The sequence below is a fragment of the Candidatus Thermoplasmatota archaeon genome (assembly GCA_035540375.1).
GTDB lineage: Archaea > Thermoplasmatota > SW-10-69-26 > JACQPN01 > JAJPHT01 > DATLGO01.
Window position 1 is genome coordinate 1 of record DATLGO010000083.1, and the last position, 16,440, is coordinate 16,440.

Consider the following 16,440-nt stretch of genomic DNA (forward strand, 5'->3'; position numbering starts at 1 on the left):
GCCCCCGCCCGGTCGTCGTGGACGGGGGCTACGGGATCAAGGTCCGTGCCGGTAGTCGAACGGCGCGGTGGATCCTTCCGTGTCGTAGATGGCCCAGCTCCGCGCCGCGCGATCCGTGGGCGACGGGTTGTGCGGCCGGTAGCGCGGGTAGTACCAGATGTCGATGAGCGCGGTGTCGTGCTTGTGCTCTGCATCGTAATCCGGGTCGCTCGGGTCCGGAAGGAACGGGTTGAACGGGTGGCTGAAGCCTTCGGCGTTGTCGTTGTCGTCGAAGCACGTCCACTCGCTTTTCACGGAGGTCGAGGTGCCATCCGCATTGCGTTGGTAGGTGTTCGAATCGCAGCCGTTCGTGGCGCGGGTCGAGCTGAGGTTGTGGGTCGCGCCATTTGTCGTTCGGCCCGGAAGGTCGTTCATGAACATGACGACTTCGGCGTTGTAGCGCCGGTAGTTGTGGTAGACGACGCCGTCCTCGGGGGACGGCCGCGGGTAGCTCGTGTTGTGAGCGTAGGCGTCGTACGTGCACCCGTCCGGACCTTCGACGTTGCCATCGTAACAGACCAGCTGGCCGTCGATCAGCGCGGGCTGATTGTAGCCTGCCGGGGGATTGTCGATGTATGCGCCGCAGTTGCTCACGCCGTCATCCGACGTGAAATCGGGAGAACCGAGGATGTTGACGAACCAGGCGACGGTCGACCCGATGGTGTACGCCGTCTGGGTTCCCTGGGCGGGACCGTTCGGGAAGTCCTCGATCTTGTCGTACTGGTTGTAGCTATAGGAGATCTGGTATTTGTCGACGACGAACGTGTGGTCGTTCGGGTCCGTGATGAAGTACTGTTCTTGCCAGTTGGCGGTCCACTCCGGCGAGTTGAACGGGCTGGGGCGGCCTGCCGCATCGATCACGGGGGTCAGCGTGCCGCCGCGCTCTTCCGGCGTCCGGAAGCGCGGCGTGCCCGCGGGCACGACCATGACGAACCCGCCGCACGGATAGCGGTTGCAGGCGTAGGAACCGTCCGGCTCATAGGCGCAGTCGGTGAGGTTGGCGTTCGCCGAGGACATCGCCTGCTGGGGGCTGATGAGATACTGGTCGTTGAACCAGAGCTTGCCGCCCGAGACGACCTTCTCGCGGACGAGGACCGTGACGCCGGTGATGTTCTTGTTCGTCATCGCCTGGACGACGGTGAAGACGTTGTGGCCTTCGATGACCTGCTCGGTCTTGAACTTGGTACCGTTCGAGACGACTTGACCGGCGACGACGACGCCGGGCAGGATCACGATGGCAGCCACCGCAGCGACGATGAGCAGCCGGGTCCTCCTTTCCATGAGAGTGGAGCCTCCTCGGAGGGAGGGAGACCATCGGCGGCCATCAAGGGTCGTGTGTCACCGGATGGAGGGACAGGCCCCCCGAGGGGACGGCCGACGGGAACGCAAAGGCCATCCGGGGCGCGGGGGTTGACCTCGCCCACGCAGGGGTAATCAAGCCCGGCCAACGATGCTGGACTTAAGATCCGGTCCTGAAGAGGTTCGCAGGTTCGAATCCTGCCCCCTGCATCGCGTTTTCGGCGGGATCAGGCCGGCGAGGGCGAGCGCCCCCCAAGCGAGGAGGGCGGGGAGCGGCGTCGAGGCCCGTTCGGCCTCGACGATGCGGACCGCCTCGTTCCCGACGGCGTCGCGGGCGACGAACGTGACGCGCGACCATCCGGGTGGCCGCGGCACGACGGCGCGGTGCAGACCCCCCGGCTCCTCGTCGAGCGCGACCTCGAGGGGTCCTTCCGCCCGCTCGAATCGGGCGACGACGCCGGTCGCGCCCTCGGTTTGCGCCGCAAGCTCGATCGATCGGTCGCCGACCGCGCGAACCGACGCCTCGACGATCGCCGGAGGCGTGGTGTCGAGGGTCACGTTCCAACGATCCGCCCGGACGAGGCCCTCGAGGGAGGTCGCGCGGACGGCGACCGTCTTGGGTCCGTCGCGCCAGCCGGCCGCCGAAACTTCGAAGGGATAAGCGAACGGCCTGTAACCTTCGCCCAGGTCGATCTCGGCCGAGCGCGTCGTGCCCGACCGGACCTCCGCGAAACGGAGGAGCCGCGACGCGAGGATCGCGCTGTCGTTGAAGTTGACGGGCACGAGACCCCCGTAGGGCTCGCCCGCGACCCTCCAGGCGGACCGGTGGGTATGGGAACGCCGATCCTCGGTGGCCTCCTCCGCGCGCGCCTCGATCGCATGGAGGCCTGCCTCGGAAGGCGCGAACGCGCCGCGCCACACGTCCGGGCCCGCGCGCTCGACGGGCACCGGCGTCCTCGCGCCCGAGGGCGCCGTCACGGTGATCGTCACCCGCGCGACGCCCGTCGCGTCGACGGCGCGCGCGACGAAGGGCGCGACCTGGCCGAGGAGTCCCGTCGCGGCGGGTTCGAGGAGCGCGATCTCGGGCGGCTCCGTGTCGTCCAGCGCGATCGCGGTCGCGTGGCGCGCATGGATCGAGGTCCGGTTCTCGACGACGGCATGGAGGGTGAGCGGCCCGCTCAGCGGGCCGGGGTAGGCGGGAACGTCCACCCGCAACGGCACCCTTTCGGGAACGCCCCCGGCGCCCACCTCGAGCGTCCACGCGCCGGACAGCCAGGAATGGTTGGATGAGGCGTGGACGACGACCCTCTCCGGGCGGTCCCCCCGATTGAGGACCGAGAATCCGCCGTCGACGCCGAAAAGCTCGAACCGCGAGCCCGGGACGAGGCGGAGCGTCGCGGGTCCGCGGATCTCCAGGCTCGGATGACGGACGTGGATCGCAACGCTTGCGGTCTCGCCCTCCCGGTTCGCGTCGCCCGCGACGGGAGCGACCTCCGCCCGCACCGAGAGGGACCCTCGAAGCCCGCCCGTGTCGATCGGCCAGACGAGATCGCGCGCGGCGCCGGGGTCGAGGGGCGGAACGGCGAGCGTGGTGGACGCGATGACGCGAGCGTTGTCGCGCAGCGCGACCTCGAGCCTGGATTCCGGGGCGGCGACCCGGCCGCGATTCGCGACCTCGATGAGGGCGGTCACGCGATCCCCGGCGTAGACCTCCGGCGGAAGGCCGAGCCGGCCGATCGCGAGGTCGGGGCCCGCCTTCACGACGTCGACGGACGCCACGGCCGCGAGCGTGGCATGCGGCGCGCGCGGCTCGATGACGGCGCGGTCGACGGCGCGGACGGAGAGGTTGACGCGCGCGGCGGCCGCAAGCGCGAAGTCGGGCGCGACGCGGATCGTGACGCGTCGGCTCTCGCCCGGCGCGAGGTCGAGGACGGGGCGCGGGCTCGCGGGCAGGAGCCTCGATGCGGCCGAGGGATCCTCGAGCGCGACCGAGACGGTGGCGAGCCGCCGGTCGACCTCTGCCTCCACCTCGTAGAGCGCGCGCGTTTCTCCGCGATGGGACACCGTGGCCGCGAGCGCGAGGGCTTCGCCGTCGAACGCCTGCGCGCGGTTCGGGAGTTCCGCGATCGCCAGGACGCGCCCGAGCGCGAAGGCGGAGTCGTTGACGCGGAGCGGGGGCGCGCTCGCCGACCGGGTCGCATCCGGATGGATCGAGGAGGCCGCGGTGAGGGAAAGCGCGAGCGCGTTCGCCGCCGAGGGGGCCTCGACCCGGAGGAATCCGTCGATCGCCTGGCCGGCTGCGAGCGTCGGTCGGGCCGACGACATCGCGACGCTCCATCCCTCGGACGCCGCGAGCGACAGCGCGGGCGCATCCGGCCCGTTACCGACGTTCGAGAGCCTGAAACGCAGGAACGTCGTCGCCCCGGGCGCCACGACCGGGTCCGCGACGGGATCGAACGAGAGCGCGAGCGCGGGGGCGTGGACGAACAGGTCCGCGCGACGCGTGTCGTTGTCGGGGTTCCCGTCGCCCGACGCCGTCGCGCGCGCGACGAGCACCTGCGCGCCCGCGCGAGCGGCATCGGCCAGGAAGGTCGTCCTGAACGTGGACGAGGAGCGGGAAGCGACGAACATCCGGTAGCCGAGAGGGTCGCCGGAAAGCGCTCGCGTGCCGTCCTCCCAGGTCACCTCGAGGCTCGCGACGACGCCCGCGGACCCCTCGTTGCGCACCGTGATGGCGATCTCGGCACGCTTCCCGGCCACGACCGGGGTCGCGATGTCGACGGCGGCGACGCCGACGTCGACCGGCTCCTGCCCGACGACGGGGGGGACGAGGAGCGGCAGCAGGAGCATGGCGAGAAGCCAACGCGCGCGGCTCATCCTTCAACGCTCCCGGAACGGCGAAGGGCGGCCGTCGCGCCCGCGAAGCCGAGGAGCGCGAGGGCCGCCGCGAGCGCGAAGGACGCGACGCCCGCATCCGGCGGAAGCGGCGCCGCGTGGGCGAGGAGGACGAGCGCGAGCGCGGCGGCCGGGCCCGCGAGGGGGAGTCCGGAGCCCGGCGGGCGCGTCGCGGCTTCGAGGGCGGCAAGCGCGGGAAATATCCAGGCGAGCTCCGCGGCCTCGAGCGCGCCGCGCGGGGCGAGCGCGAGCGCCAGGACGACGGCCGAGACGAGCCCGACGAGCTTCGAGCGGCCCGAGGGCAGGAAGGCGAGGACGACGCCCGCGGCGAGCGCGACCGAGCCCGCGGGATCGAGACCCGCCGCGGCGCGGAGGCCTGCGGAGGCCGCAAGAAGCGCCCCGGTCGCGAGGGCGTCAGCGCGCAAGGAGCGCCGCCTCCAGGTCCTCGCCGAGCTTCCAGTCGACGATCTCGAATCCTTCGGCGCGGAGACGTTCGAGCGCGCGCGTCCGCGTCGCGAGCAGCTCGGGGCCCGCCTGGAGCGCGCGGAGAGGGGGTTCCGGCGCGACGAGCGTCGGATTCGACCCCAGGTCGCGCGCGACCGCGAGGGCGCGCGCGAGGCTCGGATCGGCGACGCCGCTCGTGACGAAGTACACCGGGGAATTCCTTCGGATCGCTCCGAGATGCGAGCGCACGGCAGCCTCGAGAAGGCCCGCGCCTCCGCTCGCGCAGGCTCCGAGCGCGTCCAGAAGCTCGCCGAGGCGCGGGTTGGCTGCGAGCGAGGCCCGCCGCGCCTCCTCCTTCACGAGAACGAGCGTGAGGTGATCCTTCGCGCGCTCGTGGTGCGCGAGGATGCCCGCCGCCGCGCGACCGCTCCTTGCGCGCGCGGACGTTTCCGCGGGACCGAGGTCCTCCTTCGCGCGAAGGTCGAGGAACACGACGACGCGGGCGTAGCTTTCGCGCGTCACCTGATTGACGATGGTCTCCCCCGCGCGCGCGGACGCTTTCCAGTTGATGCGCCGCACGCTGTCGCCGGCGCGGTATTCGCGCAGCGCGAAGAACTCCATGCCGTCGCCGGGTCGGGCGACGCTGTGCGCGCCGAGCGCGGGCTCGGGATTGCGCGCGGACGCGCGGTGGCGGCCGAGCGACGCAGGCACCGGACGCACGCGGACGTCGATGCGCGGAGCGATCTCGACGCGGCGCTCGAAGAGCCCGAAAACGTCGCGATGGGCGAGCGCATGGGGGCCGAGGTCGCTCGGGCCCCAGACGCGGGCGCGCCAGCCGAGCGTGAGGGTGGTCGCGCCCTCGCGGAGCCTGAAGGGGATCTCGCTCATCGGCCCCGCGAGCGCGGCCCCGCCGCGCGGGACGAGGATCGCGCGCGTCGAACGCCGGCCGCGGATCGTGAGCCGCTCCTCGAAGGCCTCCCCCTCGACGAACCGGTCGCGGGGAAGCTCCCGCAGGCCGAGGAGGGCCGGCGCGCGCAGCGTCGCGGCGGCAAACGCGAAGGCCGCCGCGATCCCGAGGGTCGCGACCGCGAACGACGGGCTGCCCAGGGCGAGGGCCGCGAAGGCGCTCGCAAGGAGCGCGCCGGCCGCCGCGCGTCCCTTGAGGGTGAGCCTCATGGTTTCACCGTGAACTTGGGAAGGGGCGTCGCTTGGAGGATGTCGGCCATCACGTCCTTCGCCGCGCGACCCGACAGGCGCGCCTGCGGTCGGAGGATGATGCGGTGCGCGAGCGCGGGGACCGCGAGGGCCCGGACGTCCTCCGGAATGACGTAGGTGCGACCCGAGAGCGCCGCCCACGAGCGCGCGAGCTTGAAGACCGCGAGGCTCCCGCGGGGCGACGAGCCCGCGAGGACATCGGGGTGCGACCGCGTGCGCGTGATGATGTCCGTGATGTAGTCGTAGACGGGGCCGCTGACATGCACGTGCTCGATGGCCCTCGCGAGACGGTGCAGGATCTCCGAGGAAGCCACCGGCGTCACCTGGAAGTTGTCCTGGCCTCGTCGCGCGCGGCGCTCGAGGATCTCGCGCTCCTCCTCGCGCGAGGGGTATCCCATGCTGAGCTTCAGCATGAAGCGGTCGAGCTGGGCCTCGGGCAGGGGGTACGTGCCTTCCTGCTCCACGGGATTCTGCGTCGCGAGGACCATGAACGGCGACGGGAGGCGGTGCGTAGCCCCCTCGATCGACACCTGCTTCTCGGCCATCGCCTCGAGGAGCGCCGATTGCGTCTTGGGCGAGGCGCGGTTGATCTCGTCCGCGAGCAGGAAGTTCGTGAAGATGGGGCCTTGCCTCAGCGAGAAGGTTCCCGCGTTCTGGTCGTAGATCGATCCGCCCGTGATGTCGCCCGGCAGGAGGTCCGGCGTGAACTGCACCCGCCTGAACTCGCACCCGGAGGCCTGGCTGAGCGCGCTCGCCATGACCGATTTTGCGAGGCCCGGCATGTCCTCGAAAAGGATGTGGCAGCCTTCCGTCACCATGCCCGCGGCGACGTAACGGAGAACCTCGTGCTTGCCCACGATGACCTGCCGAACCTGCGAGAGGATCGCTTCGACGTTCGCGCGCGCCTCGAGGACGGCGGCTTCGATCTGCTTGGGCGAGGGGGCTTCTCGTGAAGTCATCGAGATCGATCTCCAGGCGGGTCTCTTCCGTTCCTGAGAGGGATGTCCGCAGGCGTCTCGCGGAGGAGGTCGGCGACGAGCCGGAGGCTCACGTCCTCCCGCGGATCGCGCGCGGGGACGAGCGCGAGGGCGCAGGCGACGAGGACGGCGGCCCCCGCGGCGAGCATCGCGAGGTCGCGGCCCGCAACATCGGCGACGGCGAGCGCGAAGAGCCCGGCCGCCGCGATCGGCCGCGCCGAAGGGTCCGGGGAATAGACGAGGCGGGCGTCGCCGGTCGGGGGATCGACGAGCGCTTCGAGCGCTTCCGGCTCGAGGCGACCGGGTCGGCTCGCGGCGACGAAGACGACGCGCCCCTCGCCGTGACGAGCCGCCACGGCGACCGCGAAGGGCCCGGCGGGCTCGCCGGCGTCGAGCCGCGCGTTGTCGTTGGTGTCGCGGTAGGCGCGGCCCGTCGCGAGGGCGATCGGGTCGAACCCGGTTTCGCCCGGATCGATGGCGAGGAGCCCGGAGGCCCCGAACGTGATCCCTTTGGAGAGGACGGGCGCCTTCGCGTCCTCGACGCCGTGGACGATCCCCGCGAGGACCCGCGGCGCCTCGCTTGCGCCGGGCCTTCGCGCGAGCGATGGATCGGAGGAGAGGATCCAGACGTCCCCTCCCCGCTCGGCGTATGACCAGAGGACCGCGCGTTCGGCGTCGAGGACGATCCTGCGACCGGCCACGACCACGGCGTCCGGATCGCGCGCGGCGTCGCCGATCCACGCGAGGGGCGATGCGGTCCGGATCACGTCCCATCCCCGCGTCGCGAACGCTTTCTCGGGTCCGTCCTCCGGCGCCGTCGCGAGATCGATCGCGCTCGCGACGGTCGCGAGCCCGAGGAGAGACGAGAGCGCGAAGGCCGCTATCCGCCACGCCTTCATCGGATGCCTCCCGGAAGACCTCGCGCCAGGATACGGTCGAGCGCGTCGGCGGCGGCGAGGGCGACGCCCGGATCGTGGGCCTCCGCATACACCACGTCGTTGAACGCTCCCGTGAGGATCGCGACGTCGGCGCGATCCTCCGCGCGGTCGCCCGTCGCGCGCGCGGCCACCTCGGCGAACCCGAGCGTCTCCGCCGCCTCGTCCGTGAGCTTCGCGAGGGCGGCAAGCTCGAGGTAGACCTCGTAGAGCGCCGCGTAGTCCGGATCGTCGCGGCGCAGCCGCCGGGCCGCGGCCGCGAGGACCGGCGCCGCGGTCGCCCGCGGCCATCGCCGCCAGGCCGCCGCGATCGCCGCGGCGAGGACGGCGAGCGCGAGCGCCGCGGGCGCGGCGAGGTCGCGCCCGGGAGGCGCGACGCCGCTCGGCACGATCGTCAGGACGAGGACGTCTCCGCCGGCGGACGCGTTCTCGTGGCGCACGCGATAACGCGCCTCGTCGAGCCGCGAGGCGGGGATCGAGACGACGGCTTCGCCCCCCGCGTCGGTGGTGAACCGCCAGGGCGAGGAGCCGAGACCCTCGACGAGGAGCGTCGCGTTCGGGACGGGCCGGCCATCCGCCCGCGCGACGATGCGCGCGAGCATCGGCTCGCCGGCCCGCCCCGGCGTCGTCGAGACGATCGCGAGGCCCACGGGGGCCACGACGTCGATGCTTCCGGCGAAGGCCGGGGCCGACACGAAGGGCGCTTCGACCTCGACGACGAGCGCGTGGCTTCCGGGCTCCGCGGAGCCGGGCACGTCGAAGGCGAAGGCCGGCCCGGGTCCGCGGTGGACGACGCGGCCATCGAAGCGGACCGACGCGGCGGCGAAGGCGAGCGGCGCGCCCGACGGATCGACGAGGTCGACGCGGCCGCGGATCGTCCCGCCCGGCGCGACCCACCGGGGAACGTCGACCGCGAGGGTGCCGCGCTCGACGACGGCGAGCCGCGTCTCGAGGAGGGCCGCCTCGACGAGGGGACCTTCCTCGACGGCGAGGACCACGTCGATGGGGCCGGGAACGCTCGCGACGGCGAGGGGAAGGGAGACGGCGAGGGCGCCGTCGTCGCCCGTCATCGTCCGGAGGTCGCCCCACGCGCCCCGCACCCGGACGGGGACGCGTGGCAGGGGCTCGCCGGTGGCCGCGACGACGGCGGCCTTCAGCACGGGGTCCCCGCGGACGAGAGAGTCCTCGAGCACGTGGATGGCGGGAGCGTCGCGCGCAACCAGGGTCCTCGAAGCGTTCACGGAAAGGAACACGCCGTCGATCGAGCCCGCGTAAAGGACGGACACCTCGACCGGACCGATCCGCGTCGGATGGAAAGCGCGGCCGAAGCGGCCCTCGTCGTCGGTCACGACGCGCGCCGTCGCCTCGTCGAAGCGGAGAAGCACGGGTTGCCGCGCGAGGGGCGCATCGTCGCTCCCGACCCGCCCGGTCACGAGGGTCGGGCGGCCGCGCACGACGGAGGTCGCGTCGAGCGCGAGGACCGGCGCGTGCGTGACGGTGAGCGTGGTCGCGACGCGGGCGCTTCCTTCGACCGCGTCGTCGAAGGCGAAGGCGAGGACGCGCGCGCCGGGCGGAAAGGCGCCGCCCGGGAAGGAGAAACGCGCGATTCCCTGGCCGTCGGTCTCCGCCGTCGCGTTGCGCTCGAGGGCGATCGTCCGGCGCGGCATCGGCTTCCCTTCGGCGTCGACGAGGCGGACACGGACGGTCACGGCCTCGTCGTCGCGGGCCGCCACGGGGGTCGCCTCGAGCCGCGGATCGCCCGCGACGTGGAGCACCAGCCGCGACGCGGCGGGGCGCGCGAGGGCGCCGCCCGCGAATCGAGCCTCGAAATCCGAGGCGCCGAGGGGCGCGTCGGCCGGAAGGTCGAGGACGACGCGGAACCGACCCTCGGGCCCCGTCGTCTCGCGGCCGCGGAAGTCGAGGAATTCCCACGCCACCGTGGCCCCTTCGAGGCTCGAGCCGCCCGCATCCGTGAGACGCCCCGCGATCGCGAAGCTCGCGCCGGGTCGGGGCGCGAACGGGGGCGGTTCAAGGATGAGCCGCACGGGCGCAAGCGCGGTGACGCGGTGCTCGGCCGCGGTCGCAAGAAGGGCGCCTTCGCGACCCGCGAAGGAGAACGCGTAGCGGAACGTTCCCGGATCCGACGGCAGCGCGAGGGAGACGTTCGCGGCGCCGTCGGCCCCGGTCACGAGGACGCCGCCCGGCGCCGCGTCCGCGAGGACGGCCTCGCCCGCGAGGGGCCGGCCGAAGCCGTCCTCGAGGCGCGCGGTCAGGCGGATGCGCGCCCCCGCGTCGGCGGTCGAAACCCCCTCGACCGTGAGCCGGGCGGGAACGACGAGGGACACGGTCTGACGCGGGGAATCCGCCCCGAGGAATCCCGCGCGCCGCGTGCCGTCCGGCAGCGCGTGGAGGCCGGCGGCGCGGCCCGACGCGAAGGGGGAGACGTTGTAGACCCAGGCGAAGACCTCGGTCCCGCCTTCGCGGGCGTGCGCGGCGAGCTGCGCGAGATCGTTGCGGTGGCGACCCGCTCCCGCGTCGTCGGCGAAGACGGCGACGCCGGAGCTTCCCGCGGGGGCGTCGACCTCGGACGCGAGGCGGGCGCGACCCTCGAAGGCGCCGCGCGCGTCGGTCACGGCCGCGCCGAGCACGTGCTCGCGCCGCCCGGCCGACAGGATCACGGTCGCGTTCGCGACGCTTTCACCGGAGACCGTCGCGACGGCGCCCGCGAACGGCGCGGTCCCGTCGAGGGCGAGCGCGGGGCCGAGAAGGTCGAGCGTGACCCGGACCTGGGCCCGGGGCGGCAGCGGACGGGTCCGGTCGGCGGGATCGTCGCCCACCGCTTGCGCGCGCCGCAGCCGCTCGAGCGGGGGGAGGCCGACGTCGCGCGGGTCGCCCGCCACGAGGCGGTTTCGCTGGTTGGCGGGCCAGGGATCCTCGCCGTTGCCGTCGTCGAGCCCGTCCTCGTCGCGGTCGCGCGCGAGCTTCTCGCCGGGCGCGAGGCCCCATCGCCACGGCCCGTGCAGGGCTTCCTCCCACCAGGCCGGGCGACCCGCGGCGTAGGCGGTCCAGGCGCCCGTGGGCGCGGCGGGCGAGAAGCCGTGAAGCACGGCCCAGCCGTCCGGCACGCCGTCCCCGCCCGTCGAGAGGCGCGTCGGGTCCGCGCCGGTGGAGAGCTCGCCGAGGATGTCGACCGATCCGTCGGGAAGGGCGTGGACGATGAGGCCACGGGCGGCGAGGTTCGCGACGAGGGACGCGTCGTCGGCGCGTTCGCGCGGGCGAACCGCGCGGCCGAGGACCTCGGAGAGGGAGCGGCCGTCGAGGAGGCCGTCGCGGTCGGTGTCGGGGTCGCGGGGGTCGGTCCGGACGCGGGCGCGCCCGGGTCCGGCCGCGAAGCCGAGAAGCTCCTCGACGTCCGTGAGACCGTCGCCGTCCGTGTCGGTCGAGGAGCGTCGCAGCCGATCGTCGTCGGCGGGGTCGAGAGGATCGAAGCGGACGCTCGCCTCGTCCGCGTCGGGCGCGCCGCCGCCGTCCGTGTCGGCGGCGAAGGGCGACGTGCCGAGATGATACTCCGCGAGCGTCGGGAGCCCGTCGCTGTCCGGATCCAGGTCCGCGTCCGGCGCGAGGGGGCTCAACCCGTCGCCCGACAGCCGGCGCCATGCGCTCTCCCACGCATCGGGGAGGCCGTCGCCGTCCGAGTCGTCGAGGTAGGGATGGGTGCCGTTGGCTTCGGCCGCGCGATACCCGTAGGCGCCCTCGCCCACGACGCGGCGCAGCGCGGGGGCGATCGGCGGGCCGTCGAAGCGCTCCCACGCGAGCAGCGTCCCGGGGGGCACCGGTTGCACGCGCGTGTAGCGGAACGGCGCGGCGAAGCCGCCGTCGTCGCGGCCGATGCGCGGGATCGGGCGGTCCGCGGGAAGCGTCAGGGGTCCGGGCGCGCCCGGGTAGACGACGCCGAGGTCCTCCGCGGGGAGACCGAGATACACCGTTCCCCAGAAGATCTTCCAACCGTCGGCAAGCCCGTCGGGGCTCGACGAGCGCCGGTTGGGATCGGAGCCCGCCTCGTACTCGGCGAGGTTCGTCGCGCGGAACGTCTGCGCGCGCGCGACGCGACGTCCGTCCATCTCGACGATCGTGGTCCAGACGGCCACGTCGTGGTCGAGGTCCCGCTCCGCGTCGGACAAGCCGTCGTGGAAGCTGCTCCAGAGCGAAGGATCCAGGTTCCAACCGCCGAGCGCGTCGTCGTAAATGCCGAAGCGGATCTCCCACGCGTCCGGCAACCCGTCCATGTCGGTGTCGTTGCGCGCGGGATCCGTCGCGGGCCGCTTGCGATCCGATGCGAAGGGGCTTTCGCGATACGACGTCGGGTCGACCTCCCATCCGTCGGCGAGCCCGTCGTCGTCCGCGTCCCGGTCGAGGAGGTTCGGCCGCCCGTCGCCGTCCAGGTCGCCCGCGGGGCCGAGGGCGGCGAGGCCGTCGCTTCCGAAGAGATCGAGGCCGCGGGGTCGCGGATCCGGCCCCCATTCGTAGAGCCGGCCGAGACGGTAGACGTCCACGCGACGCATCCAGTAGTCCGCTTCGACGCCGTCGTCGAGACCGTCCTCGTCGCTGTCCGGGACGGTCGGATCGAGCGCGGGCAGGACGAGGCCGCGCCACGGCCGGGCGCCCACCTCCTCGCCATCGAGCAGGCCGTCGCCGTCCGTGTCGGGTCGCGCGGGGTCCGTGCGGGGGAAGACGCGCGATCCGAGACGGCCCGCGAACTCGACCGCGTCGTCGAGCCCGTCGGCGTCGGTGTCGCGCCGCGTCGGGTCCGATCGCACGCGGCGGGCGTCCGAACCGTGGCCCACCTTCCATCCGACGATTTCGGCGAGGTCCGTGAGGCCGTCGCCGTCGGTGTCGTTCGAGCGGGGATCCGAGCCGCCCCACCACGGCCCGACGCTCGACTCGTTCCACCCGAGCGGCCGCCCGGCGGCATACTCGTCGAGCAGCGTGAGCGCGACCGCCGATCCGTCGACGGGGTCCACGCCGCGCTCCGTGACGAACGCGCCGAGGTTTTCCGCGAGCGGGTCGAAGCCGTGGGCGACGAGCCACCCGTCGGGCACGCTCGCGCCGCCGGAGGCGGCGCGGCGCGGATCGAGTCCCCCGCCCGCGAGGACGACGTCGCCGTAAAGCCGCCGCGACGCCTCGAATTCCTGGAGGTTCGTGAGGCCGTCGAGATCGGTGTCCTCGAAGGCGACCGCGGCGTCGAAGAGATCGAAGCCGTGCGCCGCGAGCCACCCGTCCGCGAGACCCGACCCGGAGGTCGAGAACGCGCGCGGGTCCGTCCCGAGCGCGATCTCGAGAAGGTCGTCGAGGCCGTCGGCGTCCCCGTCCGCGCGTCGCGGGTCGAGTCCGCGCGTCCAGGCTTCGCCGACCGTCCACGGGACCTCGCCCGCGCGCCGGTCGATCACCGTCGGGTCGAGGGGATCGAACCCGTGGGCGATGAGCCAGGCGTAGGGCACGCCGCGGCCGTCGACGTCCCACCGCGTGGGATCGAGGCCGGACCACCACGGCCCGTCCTCGGTCTCGTCGTGACCGGCCGGCCGCCCGTGCGCATACACCTCGCCCAGGCTCATGCGCCACGCGACTGGAAGGCCTCCGGGCCCGTAGACCGCGGGGCTTTCCGGGGGCCGCGGGTAGGGCGCGACCCGCTCGGCGAGGCCGGGGTCGCCCGGGTCGAGCCCGAAGCGCTCGATCCAGGCGTCGGGAAGCCGCTCCGGGGCCGAGGGGCGGAAGGGGTCGCGCCCGAGGACCGCGTTCTCGACGACGTCCGGCACGCGGTCGCCGTCCGCGTCGGGGACGCTCGCGGCCCGCAGCTCCCACGCGGCCGCGGGCCACGCCCAGGCCGCCGCGGAGGCGATGACGAGGCCCGCGGCCACGACCGGGAGGCTTCGTCGGAGCGCGCGCCGGCGTCGCGCGAGCGCCGCGAGCGCGCGGCGGGCGGCGGGCGGGGCATCGACGCTGCGCCTCACGGGGCCGTTAGTGCGGATTTCGCGCCAAAAGCCTTTCGCGGGATTCATACGTGGAACCGGCCGCAATTTTACATGATTCCTCCAATTCTTGGGCGCGCCACGGACGGGTTTCACACTGTTTCTCCAACACCGCGATAACCGCGCGGGACGTTCACGGACCCCATGCGCCGCGCCGCTTCGACCGCGCTCCTCGTCCTCGCCTTCCTGCTCGCCCCGCCCTCGGCCGCGGCCTCGGAATCGCAGGTGTGGGACGAGGACCGCATCGTCCGCGACGACGTCGTCGTTCCCGCGGGAACGACGCTCGTCGTGCGCGGCGCGAGCGTCACGCTCGCGAACGCGGCGCTCCGCATCGAGCCCGGCGGGGCGCTCCGCCTCGAATCGCTCCCGGGGCGATCCGCGAAGATCACGGGCGAGGGCGACGGAAGCTTCGTGGTCGCCTACGGCCCGACGACCCTCGCGGGACGCCCCGACGCGCCGGCCATCGTCGAAGGGTTGGGAGGCCTCGCGAGCGTGACCTCCGGAAGCTTCGCCTTCACGCGCGGCTTCGCCGTCTCCTCGGCGCCCTTCGAGGCCGACCACGCGGTCTTCCGCAACTACACGTCGGGCCTTCTGCTGCAGGTCGCCGACGCGACGCTGCGCAACGTGACCTTCGAGAGCGGGCGCGGGCTCGGCCTCGTCACCGCGGGCTCGCACGTGTTCGTCGATGGGCTGCGCCTCGTCGGGCCGGGCGCCTCGGCCGTCATCACCGGGAGCGCGAAACCCGCGACGCTCGCGAACGTCTCCGCCTTCGCCGTGCGCGAGGCGCTCCGCGTCTCGAAAGCGCAGGTCGAGGCGCAAAACGTCGAGGTCGAGATCGCGGAACGCTGCGTGTTCGTCGAGGGCGCCTCGACGCTCGCGCTCCGCGCGGCGCGGTGCGTCGACTTCACGCAGGCCGCCCTCGAGGCCGTGCCGGCGGTCAAGGGCGTGCCGCGCGTCGACGTCGCGGGGCTCGTCGCATCCTCGCGCTCGCACGGGGCGAGCTGGATCGTTCGGACGCAGCACGGCGCCCTCCGCCTCGCGGATGCCGCGCTCGGACCCGGCGCGAAGGTCGGGGTCTACGGGGACGCCGTCGTGCCCGCGATCTCGAACGTCACGTTCAGGGGCCTCGGCGAATGGAACGTCCGCCTCGACGCGCCGCCCGACGTCGTCGACCCGTCCGCGGCCGCGCTCGGCGAGACCGCGGGCCTCGGTCGCCTCGTCGCGACGGCCCTCGCGACCGTCCGCATCGAGGCGCCCGCCGCCCTCGGCATCGACGAGGCGATCGTCCACGTCCTCGACGCGGGAAACCGCACGCCGGTGCGCGCGCCGATCCGCTCCGCCGCCGCGAGCGTGACCTTTCCCGTCGTGACCGACCGCGTCGACGCCGCGGGCCTTTACGTGCGACCCGCGTACGTCGTGCGCGTCGAAGCGTCCGGCCTCGCGGGCGAAGCTGCGCTCGACCGCGAGGGACGCGCCGTGGTCGAGCTCGCGCCTGCGGCTTCGCCCGCGAGCCTCCCCGGCCCCGGCGCGCTCGCCCTCGTCGCGGTGCTCGCCGCCCTCGCCGGGTGGCGTCGCGCACGTTCAAGCTCGCTTCGCGCAACCGCGTGAATTCACAACGCTCCTCCACAAAAGACGACGCCTTCCGAAGCCTTTCCTGGTTGCCTTGCGCTTCGCGCGGGGCGACAACAGGAGACAAGAAAACCATGAACAGGAAGATGGTCGTGGCTGCCTTCGCGGCGGCCATGGTGAGCATGTACGCGGCACCCCTCGTGGCGGCCCACCCGGGCCCGACGCAGGCCAACCCGTATGAGCCGAGCACGTTCCACGGCATCGGATGCAACGTCGGGGTCGGTCAGGCGACGCACGAGTGGTCGGCCGTTTCCGGCTTCAGCGTGCACATCGAGTTCAGCTCCGGCGACTCGGCCACGAGCGGCGGCGGCATCACCATCGTCGACGACAGCTGCATGTACTTCGCGCAGACGCCCGTTCCGACGGACCCGACCGGCACGAGCGCGGGCGACAACGACTACGAATGGGGCTTCTCGGGAGGCCACGTCCCCGCCTGGCACAACCACGGCGGCGCGAACGAGTACCCGTGCGTCTCGGTCACCTCGACGCCCGCGACCGACGTCGTCTTCAGCGTCGGCTCGGACCGCGACGGCGTGAACGGCGTCACGCCCGACACCACGCCTCCCGGCGCGAGCCCCGACGTCATCGACGGGTCCTACGCGACAACGGGCGGCACGGGCTGCAGCGACGGCACGCGCCGCAGCGACGGCAACACCGGCTCGATCATGACGGGCGGCGACGGCCCGGGCTGCAACGACGGCATGGGCGCGGGCGCGAACGGCTGCGTCACGTTCTTCGACGCGACGGGCGCCTCCTACGACGCGATCGAGGGCGCCTGGGTCTTCATCGACTTCGGCCCGATCGTCGCGTACGACAACGTCGCGCTCTTCGAGTGCCGCGGCAACGAGCACGGGGTCTTCACGTCCCCGCCCGCGGGGACGCCTCCGAACCCCGGCCGCTGCGTCGACTGGATCAACGGCTTCTTCGGCTCGGGCATGAGCGTCCCGACCTGGGGCCACATCTTCACGCAGTAGCGCCTCC

The 16,440-nt window shown here is 73.3% G+C and carries 11 protein-coding genes and 1 tRNA gene; 6 read left to right on the forward strand and 6 right to left on the reverse strand.

Annotated elements, in window-relative coordinates:
• Positions 1 to 36: 36 nt before the first annotated feature.
• On the reverse strand, positions 37 to 1,320 hold the full coding sequence (locus tag VM889_09960; GenBank protein ID HVL48870.1) for a hypothetical protein: 1,284 nt from the start codon (positions 1,318 to 1,320) through the stop codon (positions 37 to 39).
• 143 nt (positions 1,321 to 1,463) lie between these two features.
• Between VM889_09960 and VM889_09965 the strand changes: the two genes are divergently transcribed.
• The 4 genes from VM889_09965 to VM889_09980 all read left to right on the forward strand — a co-directional run bounded on the left by VM889_09965 (position 1,464) and on the right by VM889_09980 (position 3,976).
• Positions 1,464 to 1,548, forward strand: a tRNA-Leu gene (locus VM889_09965).
• Between the two features lie 640 nt (positions 1,549 to 2,188).
• Positions 2,189 to 2,533, forward strand: a complete 345-nt coding sequence (locus tag VM889_09970; protein HVL48871.1) for a hypothetical protein — start codon at positions 2,189 to 2,191, stop codon at positions 2,531 to 2,533.
• A 651-nt stretch (positions 2,534 to 3,184) separates the two neighbouring features.
• The gene (locus tag VM889_09975) at positions 3,185 to 3,373 is read left to right on the forward strand and encodes a hypothetical protein (protein ID HVL48872.1); all 189 of its coding nucleotides are present in this window, start codon (positions 3,185 to 3,187) and stop codon (positions 3,371 to 3,373) included.
• Positions 3,374 to 3,499: 126 nt separating this feature from the next.
• Positions 3,500 to 3,976 (forward strand): hypothetical protein, encoded by a 477-nt coding sequence (locus VM889_09980; GenBank protein ID HVL48873.1) that lies wholly within the window; start codon positions 3,500 to 3,502, stop codon positions 3,974 to 3,976.
• A 235-nt stretch (positions 3,977 to 4,211) separates the two neighbouring features.
• On the opposite strand, the gene VM889_09985 is transcribed toward VM889_09980, so the two are convergent.
• Genes VM889_09985 through VM889_10005 form a run of 5 tightly spaced genes read right to left on the reverse strand, consistent with a single transcriptional unit; the run spans position 4,212 to position 13,812 of the window.
• Positions 4,212 to 4,658 carry a hypothetical protein gene (locus VM889_09985; GenBank protein ID HVL48874.1) on the reverse strand — a complete coding sequence of 149 codons (447 nt, stop codon included), beginning with the start codon at positions 4,656 to 4,658 and terminating at the stop codon, positions 4,212 to 4,214.
• Positions 4,648 to 5,853: a DUF58 domain-containing protein gene (locus VM889_09990; GenBank protein ID HVL48875.1), complete on the reverse strand. Its 1,206-nt coding sequence runs from the start codon at positions 5,851 to 5,853 to the stop codon at positions 4,648 to 4,650. Before VM889_09990 ends, VM889_09985 begins: the two co-directional genes overlap by 11 nt.
• Positions 5,850 to 6,851 carry a MoxR family ATPase gene (locus VM889_09995; GenBank protein ID HVL48876.1) on the reverse strand — a complete coding sequence of 334 codons (1,002 nt, stop codon included), beginning with the start codon at positions 6,849 to 6,851 and terminating at the stop codon, positions 5,850 to 5,852. The genes VM889_09990 and VM889_09995 overlap by 4 nt, the downstream gene beginning before the upstream one ends.
• Positions 6,848 to 7,768: a hypothetical protein gene (locus tag VM889_10000; protein HVL48877.1), complete on the reverse strand. Its 921-nt coding sequence runs from the start codon at positions 7,766 to 7,768 to the stop codon at positions 6,848 to 6,850. Before VM889_10000 ends, VM889_09995 begins: the two co-directional genes overlap by 4 nt.
• Positions 7,765 to 13,812: a hypothetical protein gene (locus VM889_10005; protein ID HVL48878.1), complete on the reverse strand. Its 6,048-nt coding sequence runs from the start codon at positions 13,810 to 13,812 to the stop codon at positions 7,765 to 7,767. The genes VM889_10000 and VM889_10005 overlap by 4 nt, the downstream gene beginning before the upstream one ends.
• 162 nt (positions 13,813 to 13,974) lie before the next feature.
• Between VM889_10005 and VM889_10010 the strand changes: the two genes are divergently transcribed.
• Together VM889_10010 and VM889_10015 are read left to right on the forward strand one after the other, a co-directional pair.
• On the forward strand, positions 13,975 to 15,438 hold the full coding sequence (locus VM889_10010) for a hypothetical protein (GenBank protein HVL48879.1): 1,464 nt from the start codon (positions 13,975 to 13,977) through the stop codon (positions 15,436 to 15,438).
• A gap of 95 nt (positions 15,439 to 15,533) precedes the next feature.
• Positions 15,534 to 16,433 (forward strand): hypothetical protein, encoded by a 900-nt coding sequence (locus tag VM889_10015; GenBank protein ID HVL48880.1) that lies wholly within the window; start codon positions 15,534 to 15,536, stop codon positions 16,431 to 16,433.
• Positions 16,434 to 16,440 lie beyond the last annotated feature (7 nt).